This window comes from Candidatus Methanoperedens sp., assembly GCA_012026795.1.
Lineage (GTDB): Archaea > Halobacteriota > Methanosarcinia > Methanosarcinales > Methanoperedenaceae > Methanoperedens.
Window position 1 is genome coordinate 1 of the sequence record VEPM01000055.1, and the last position, 7,991, is coordinate 7,991.

The window sequence follows — 7,991 nt, forward strand, 5'->3', positions numbered from 1 at the left end:
ATACATTGTTTTTATCCTATTTATAGCTATGTATAAACTGAATATATGTTATAAAATATAAGTTAAATTAAAAATACCATTATTAGTTAGTTACCGTAGTTAAAATACAAAGAAAAAGTGGAGAGAAGAGGATATTAAGTATGTTTAATATCCTCTGTTTTCTGATGGACAAGTAGAGCCACCACGTTTAGATTGAACATCTCATTGTAGCTTCGAGTAAGGATGTATACATTTTTTGGTTTTGTCTTAGTCGTGACTCCTTCTATATCCTTTTCATACTCTGTTTCTGGGTGATATTCTAGTTCTGGAACTTTCTCCAGCAACCCACTTTTTTTATCTCGCCCGTGAAAGAGATGATATACAGTTTGGTAAGACATTTTGAGAGTTTCCTGAAGTTCGGGAATGGTGTACGGAGTATCCTTAGTCATCTGCAACAGAAGTTGAATCTCCCGGTCGTTGAGCTTTGTTTTTTGATTATTCGCTCTAGGACTATACAATCGAACTGCAGAATAAAAGTCTTCCTCACTAGCTTCGATTATTCTTGCCCCTATTTGTTTTCTGTTCTTGTAGTGGAATATTGCAAACGCCATGACAAAATCCAAAAACTGACTGAGATTACGCCTATTTTCCGGATTCGCCCATTTGATATCCTCCGCATACGGAATTCTCACCGTGAACAACTGTTTTTTAAGATCTGCAAATATCGCCCGGCAAATCTGAACCTCTTCCGTAAGAGGAAAGTCTGGACTTCCGTCTTTGACCTTAGCCAATATGTGTTTCATCACGAGAAAATCATTATCCACGGACTCATCGACACTCAAGTTGAATTGCCTGTTGAGATACTCCATTCCTCCATTATCATTTACCGAGGTAAAAAGCCAGATTATTCTCTCAGGTATATTCATGGTAACCGGAACAAGTTCTCCGTTCTTCTTGATGACTACTGTGTGTTTGGTCTTATCCTGGAATTTTGTAGTTGCCCTTTTGATAGTTCCTTGGAGATTCTCACTGACCTCGACATCATCACTGTATATGATAGTACCGGGTTTAAGAGAGAGATAATATGCCACTTTATCTGATAAACTAGTCTCTATCACGTACTCAGGCGGCATTAAATGAAGCATCGACGATACTGCATGTGATTTCCCCTTTCCGCTTGTGCCTGAGAGTTTTGGTTGAATCCCGGATGAATTCAAAACACACTGACTCCCTATAGCTGCCAAAATAACCTTTCCTGTGACTTCGTCCCCCATGTGTAATTTGTTATATACACTCATCACATACTCGATCGGATTACCATTTTTTAGTATATCCTCTGCTTTGTTTTTTATCTCTTTTGGTATCTCTTCTTTAGATTTCTTCGCTGTTCGAACCTTCTCGCTCATCTTGCAGTCCATAAATGAGCAGATATCCTCCCCAAATATTTCTTTCATTGATCTACAGGAGAAGTTGAGAGTAGAATCTTTGTATCCTCGTTCTATACCTGACATTCTCTGGTTAAGTTCTGACCCCTTTATTCCACAATCTTCTAAGAACTTCTGAGACATTTCCTTGATCTTATCGTAAGGGTAGTTACATTTCTTTCCCAATAGAGCCATACTAAGAGCACCATAGTAGCGACTTCCTTTACTAGCTCCAATCCTCAATAACTTCTTTACACAGATGAAGTCTTTCTCTAATTCACAACCAGAAAGAGTAAAGCCACTCACGTTGAAATTTCGATATTCCTTGGCCACATCTATAGCAGTAGTTAATTCTTCTATTATCCTGGGATAATATTTTTCTGGAACTGTCCAGAGTTTAATTTCTTCTGGGAATACTAGTGGGAGCTCTTTGATACCGGGCTTCTTGTCTGGGATCTCTGATATTAATGTCTTACAATTGCCGTTTTCTCTCAGGGTACCATAATCTCTAACTTGAGATCCTTTTTTATCCGCACTGAAGTTGATCTTCTTGGTGTCTATGCACAGAGCATTTCTATCTGCCCCGCTCTCTTCGAATAGTATGTCCACCAGAGTTTTTCGGAGATATTGGTAGATATCTACATCGTAGGTCTTTATATCTGCTTTCAATTCTGCAGGTATATCGAAGTGAAAGAATATGTGCCCGTGTATGCCATTTCCTCCACTATATGCAAGCTGAAGGGGTATATCTTCTTTTTCGCAAAATGCCTTAACCACATCCAATTCAATCTTAAGAATATCCCAGTCCTTGACATCTGGATCTAACATCAGTTCATTCTTCAATATTCCGCGTGTCCATATCGGCTGAGTAATTCTATCCCAAATGACCTGATACCGAGTCCATCTATAAAGCTCTGGATCACCATCTTCTGGCACCTCTCCATCTAATGCCTTGACTAGAAGAGCTTCTTTGTTTATTGACCAAAGCTTATCCAACCAGTTTTTCTGATCCTCTATATCAAAAACTCGCTCGTTATCCAGTGGAGGATATTTATAACTTTTTTCTCTTCCCATTTCCTCTGTTTTCCCCGACTTCTTTTCCCTCTTTTTTGCCTCTTTCTCAGCAGCCTTAATCAGATTAATGGCTATACGGGCCATCGTCCTTTTACTGACCTTTACTTCATATCCCGCCGTAGCTTGTTTATAAATATAGTCTGGAATATCTGTGGGTTCAAATCCGTGATATTGAAGAACAAACTTTTTAAGATCATCCACTGTAGGTCTTCCGGGTTTCTCTTCAGCGCTGGTCTCCTTAGAAGAAAGACTATTATCCGCTGTGGAAGAACCTTTATTATCTTTCGAATCAATATCTGTATTAACAGGGGGCTCATCGGATAATGAGCCTTCTACATTTTGATTTTTGCTCATGATGATTAGACCTCCTAAGGTTCCTTCCAAACATCAAACACCGGAACGGTAGTACTTGTTGCTCCAGGCAAGTTATAGAGTATATACGGAACCATTATTTCCGCATCCTCTCTTTCCATCATTGTTAATACACAGACCCTGTCGACAATTACTTCTTCCTCAAGTCCCGTTCCATCTCGGAATTTCTTGGATCTTGCTAATATAAGAGATAGAGCCAGGCCGGTTCTAACTTTCAACGAAGGGGTCTCTTGGATTATACTTTGTACTTTACTCAATACTTCTTGCTTCTGTACTGCGTCGCTTATCTGTATAGCCGCAAATTCTCTGAGTCTTTCAATTAACTCACAAAATCTGGGGCGGGGTGGCGAAACGTTTTTATTCTCAAACTGCTTATGTGTCATTGTCTATCATTCCTTTTGGGATGTGTTTAGACCCCTGTGACCGATCTTTTGCAGGAGAGGGTACAGGTGTCATAATTATTCTTCCTTTATCAATACTGAAGTCGAATATATCACCGACTTTTATTTTTAGATCCTTCACGAACTCAGCCGGGATAACCGCTGAGAGGCTCGATCCTTGGTGTTGTATTTTACGTTTCATTTTTAAAAACCTCTATTACACTGTAATAATGTATCCAATATATATACTCAATTAATTATAGTGCCTCACTTATAATTTAGTGCAATGACCCTATACATTCTGATTTTGATTCATTCATGGTCTCATTACAATCAGTATTTTCGCAGGATTTACTATCATTGTTGGCATCTAAATTGTTAGCGTATATTTCAGCGTCTTTGTTAGCAAGTGGAAGTCTCATAATATTTAGTAAATTCTCCAGTTTGCTGCATACCTTTTTGAAAAAATAAGTAAGGGATTACCCTTACTTTACCAGGGAAGTTCTGGATGCTCTCTTAGATTTTGGAGATATGCCTTTATAAATCCGAGTTGACATCTGAAAGATTCTTTAACCATTTTATTGATGTCCTCTGCTGGCTCATTTCTCAGCTTATCAATATCCTCAGACTTGAAACCTGGAGCTTCATGGTATCCTGTCGCAGTAACGATAGTTGTTCCATTTTCATGATACACCGTGCTTGGTTTGCCCCCTGGCAGGTCAAAACTTCGAGATGGCCAGGTTTTAAACGTGCTTGATGCAGGGACTTTTGCCCGCTGTAATACTGTCTCTACCACCTGTTTCTTAACCTTTGTTGGAGCGGTTTTGGGTGTTGTGATCACAAGTGTTGTTGTTATTTCACACTTCGTTATTTCTGGTTTTATCGATTCAAGTTCTTGTGTTACTTGCTGCGATGTTTCTGCTATCTCGTTAACTTCCTGCTGGGGAGTTTCTGCTACATGCTCGAGAACAACCTCAGGTGTCACTGGTGCAGGCAGCCCAGCCACCATTATGGTTTCGTCCTTTATCGCTTCAGGTTGCTGTATTGCTTCACTAGGTGTCTGTACAAATTCGCCAGTTTTGGGCATTTCGCTTTGTTCCTGCTGCGTTATTTGTGCAGTTTGTTGTATTTCTGATGTCGCTTTGCACTCTACCGGTTCGGATTCCTGGACAACATTTATATTCTCAGGTTGCGTATCAACTACTGGAATTGAACTGGTCGACAGTTTGTTCTCAATTGCCTGTAGCCCGTTCGTGGTTGAGGGGGCTACAGGTTTGCTGTTCATCTCTTCTTTACTTTCTATTTCATTGTTCATGATATTCCTTCTTTCTTAGCTTTTTCTTCAATGGCCTCAATTATAAATGCGGTCACTGTTTTTTTCTGCCGTAAGCAGTACACCTTAACCTCGGTGTAGAGGTTTTCATCAATTCCTTTCAAGTTAACAATTTTTCTTTCAGCTTTTTTACTTTTTTGAGTGATGTTATCACCTACATACCTATATACAAAAGGATACTATATAGTCTTTACCGTCTAAATGCTATAGTATGATTAATATGTCTGATATGTCTGATGTACCTAATAGCTTTATTGAAATTAGACTGCAAAAAGGAAGAAATAAGGAAGCTTAGGCTGCGATGTAAGTATGACCTAAGACAACCAATGCTATATGATGTTACGGGAAATAGTACAGGGATTAAAGAAATGAAGCCAATTCATAGCGGAAAAATTAAAACCACTCACAATCGAGGTTACACTACGCCTTTATGTTCCTTTTACCAACCCCTTTTTGCCCACCACACCCCTTGAAATGCTATTGCCCCCTCATTTTAGAGGAGTATCCCGGGCTCCTTATTGCCTATCCCTCAGGTATCAATATAAGCCCATAAGCCATAATCCATAAGGCCTTGATATAGCATGAGTGGCCTTTGAAACTACCATAGGCTAAGGGCTTTGAGTTCATTCTACAAGTTCTAAAAGGCTTCAAGCTCTTAGATTTTGATACCAATCCAAAACCAGAGCTTTAGGTTGATGGTGCCTGACTTGAAGCGGAACTGCCTGACTTCCTCGGAGCGGGCTTGTTAAATATTTTATATTATTTTTTCACCGGTAGAATAATTCGGGTATGCTAAAAAAGAAATTTCTAAATGCTCTTATCTTTGGCTTTCTCTAATCTTGCGGCGTATTTTTCAGGGTGCACTTTATCATATTTTCTTACCCTCTCCCGCCAACTTGTAGTATCCCGCCAATATTTTCTCTCTTTTTGATAGTTATTATGAGCCTCCCTACCGTGTTGATTACAGAGGAGTTGATTGTAATATCTATCGAAGGTCAAATCTTTACCGCACACTTTACATCGGGACACTTTTTTCTCCATAGTGATATACATCATTTCGGGTATAAATTGGTCGCTCCAACTCGTTTTAGCATGGAAGTACCCACGGCGTTCGGTTTAAATAGAATTGATGCGATAATGTAATCAAGCACGAGAGGACGATAAAATGACAATCCAACGTAAGCGAAGAGGAAACCACCAGTATTTATATGATTTTTCAAAGATTGATGGTAAGCTTAAATCGACATATTTTGGAAGAGTCGGAGATCCTGAAGCAGAGGCTAAGGCGAAAGTATTGATCGAAGAACAGCGCAAAAAGAAGGAAGAGAAGAAAAATGCCTCCCCTGTGAGGAATCAAGAAGTAGCTAAGAGGAAAGTGGAGAGTCGCCGGAGATATGACAAAACTCACCCTAAGGAACGTCGGGCGCGAAGTAGAAGATATGCCAAAGCTCATCCTAAGGAGCATCAAGCGAGAAGTCGAAAATGTGCTAAAGCTCATCCTGAAGTCAAGAGAAAGAGGGATGATAGACATCGTTCAAAGCGCCGGAGTTACGGGTCTGAGTCAATTAACGCTACCTTCAAAAATTCCCATTTCCACCATTTTTTGAAGGAGATTGGTATTTATGTCCCTGAGTCTCTTCACAGTACTCCTCATTCCCATCTCCTAAGGGATTTCGAGAAACTCAGGCGCGTCAATAAAAAAGTTCTAGCCTGGCTTAATGAGCATCCCATTGAGAATATGCTGGTCATACAGGATTTCACCCGCAGGCTTGAAGCTAAATTTGGTGAAAGTTATTTTGATTAAGTAGTTAACCAAAGAACCTCTATTCTAATGCAACTATGGCCTTTTGTGGCCTATTTGAAATGCTTTTAAGGATCTACCCAAAAAGGCATTTAACAGGATCAAAAATCCGGCTACTGATGCCGTTGGGCAGACTTTATTAAGGCCTAAAATACTTAAGATAGTAGGTGATCTACACCATGAGTATTGAAATCAAGAAACGTGGAAATCAGGACTATGTATACGATATGTCCCGAGTGAATGGAAAAATTCAAGCAACGTACCTCGGTAAGGTAGGAGATCCAAAGACGGATGAAATAGTGAAACAATTCGCTGAAGATCAGCAAAAAAAGAAGAAAGAGAAGGACAATAAGAAAAACCTCTTACCTGCTCCGGAAAATGTGGAAATGCCGGAGAAAAAGAAACCCCTGTTCCCGGAAGATACTAATGAGGGATATGGATTAACTTGGAGAACACGTATAGGAGTCGATGCTCCAAAAAAACACACTGATCATCAAAACGCTGAAAAATTTCATGCACCGAAAAGGGATGAGTACCGGCCAGACGAGCATCCTGTAGTACCCGTAAAGAGGAAGGCCATGTTTGGCAAAAAAGATTCACAAATAGAATCCATAGTTTCTTAAGAAAACGTACGTACCTCCTTAAAAAGGATCGAAGGGCTACTTTTTGCCCTTCTTACCTTTGCCATTTTTCTTTGATTTCTTCTCAGGCTCTGATTCAGGTTCTGGTGAGGGTTCAATTACTGGCTCTTCAGGTACTACCGGTTCTTGTGTTTCTGTTACCGATTCTATGGGAGGATGCAGCTCATTTTGTTTTCTATCATAGATGATAGTTCCAACACTTACGCCCCACTCTTTTGACAATTTGGAGCTACCCTTGTAACCTGAAGTTCCTTTGAGGGCATCATTCTGGAATACGGCTAACCTTCGTTCGGTCATATTAGCGGTCTGGCTTTGATTGCTCACAGGTAGTTCAATCAACTCATCATGGAGAGTGGATACGATCTGTTCAATCTTCTTGAAATCGAGTACTTTTCCGTTAGCAATTGCCTGGAACCCATCTGAAGTTCTGGTTAATTTGATTATGTATGCTTGTTTACTCATATATTTCACCTTTTCTGGGAACCCTTACTGAATTCCCTACAACTCTACAAGTGTCCATAGGTCTATTTAATGACCACTCAGAATATCCATTATCCTTTCTTGATTTCTTAAAATAAACCCTTAAAGAACCTTTTTATAGAATTGAGATGATGTGAAAGTGAAATTTTATTTTAAATTTCACTAAGGGTCTCCTAGGAGTATTAAACTCGCATCAGGACTCGGAACGCTTCTGGGATGCTTAGTTAAAATAAGAAGCGCTGCAAGTCGTGATGCCATTCTTAACATGACCGGTCAGGGTTGAGTCAAATTATATGAAATAATGGCGTTTTTTCAAGGCTTGTATAAGCCTTTATGACGGTTTTCATGGCTCTAGGTAGTGGTTTGTGAGGCAAAAAAGAAGAGAAAATCCAAAAAATCATTGGTTAGCTACGGTAACTAACTAATAATGGTATTTTTAATTTAACTTATATTTTATAACATATATTCAGTTTATACATAGCTATAAATAGGATAAAAACAATGTAT

Annotated in this window: 7 protein-coding genes; 2 read left to right on the plus strand and 5 right to left on the minus strand. The window is 39.4% G+C overall.

Annotated features, from left to right (window positions below; translation table 11 throughout):
- Positions 1–134: 134 nt before the first annotated feature.
- From FIB07_17950 to FIB07_17965, 4 genes are all read right to left on the minus strand, one after another.
- Positions 135–2,831, minus strand: coding sequence for a hypothetical protein (locus tag FIB07_17950; GenBank protein ID NJD54728.1), 2,697 nt, complete (start codon positions 2,829–2,831; stop codon positions 135–137).
- A 14-nt stretch (positions 2,832–2,845) separates the two neighbouring features.
- The gene (locus FIB07_17955) at positions 2,846–3,232 is read right to left on the minus strand and encodes a hypothetical protein (GenBank protein NJD54729.1); all 387 of its coding nucleotides are present in this window, start codon (positions 3,230–3,232) and stop codon (positions 2,846–2,848) included.
- Positions 3,222–3,431, minus strand: a complete 210-nt coding sequence (locus FIB07_17960; protein ID NJD54730.1) for an AbrB/MazE/SpoVT family DNA-binding domain-containing protein — start codon at positions 3,429–3,431, stop codon at positions 3,222–3,224. Before FIB07_17960 ends, FIB07_17955 begins: the two co-directional genes overlap by 11 nt.
- 288 nt (positions 3,432–3,719) lie before the next feature.
- Complete coding sequence (locus FIB07_17965) at positions 3,720–4,544, minus strand: hypothetical protein (GenBank protein NJD54731.1); 825 nt, start codon at positions 4,542–4,544, stop codon at positions 3,720–3,722.
- Positions 4,545–5,727: 1,183 nt separating this feature from the next.
- On the opposite strand from FIB07_17965, the gene FIB07_17970 reads away from it, so the two are divergent.
- Positions 5,728–6,366 carry a hypothetical protein gene (locus FIB07_17970; GenBank protein NJD54732.1) on the plus strand — a complete coding sequence of 213 codons (639 nt, stop codon included), beginning with the start codon at positions 5,728–5,730 and terminating at the stop codon, positions 6,364–6,366.
- Positions 6,367–6,542: 176 nt separating this feature from the next.
- On the plus strand, positions 6,543–6,986 hold the full coding sequence (locus FIB07_17975; GenBank protein ID NJD54733.1) for a hypothetical protein: 444 nt from the start codon (positions 6,543–6,545) through the stop codon (positions 6,984–6,986).
- Positions 6,987–7,022: 36 nt separating this feature from the next.
- Here the strand turns inward: FIB07_17975 and FIB07_17980 are convergent, their stop codons facing one another.
- A complete protein-coding gene (locus FIB07_17980; GenBank protein NJD54734.1) occupies positions 7,023–7,466 on the minus strand; it encodes a hypothetical protein in 444 nt (147 codons plus the stop codon).
- Positions 7,467–7,991 lie beyond the last annotated feature (525 nt).

Coding starts and splice junctions, on each gene's coding strand:
- FIB07_17950 (NJD54728.1), bottom strand. CDS start 2,831: ATGAGCAAAAATCAAAATGTAGAAGGCTCATTATCCGATGAGCCCCCT.
- FIB07_17955 (NJD54729.1), bottom strand. CDS start 3,232: ATGACACATAAGCAGTTTGAGAATAAAAACGTTTCGCCACCCCGCCCC.
- FIB07_17960 (NJD54730.1), bottom strand. CDS start 3,431: ATGAAACGTAAAATACAACACCAAGGATCGAGCCTCTCAGCGGTTATC.
- FIB07_17965 (NJD54731.1), bottom strand. CDS start 4,544: ATGAACAATGAAATAGAAAGTAAAGAAGAGATGAACAGCAAACCTGTA.
- FIB07_17970 (NJD54732.1), top strand. CDS start 5,728: ATGACAATCCAACGTAAGCGAAGAGGAAACCACCAGTATTTATATGAT.
- FIB07_17975 (NJD54733.1), top strand. CDS start 6,543: ATGAGTATTGAAATCAAGAAACGTGGAAATCAGGACTATGTATACGAT.
- FIB07_17980 (NJD54734.1), bottom strand. CDS start 7,466: ATGAGTAAACAAGCATACATAATCAAATTAACCAGAACTTCAGATGGG.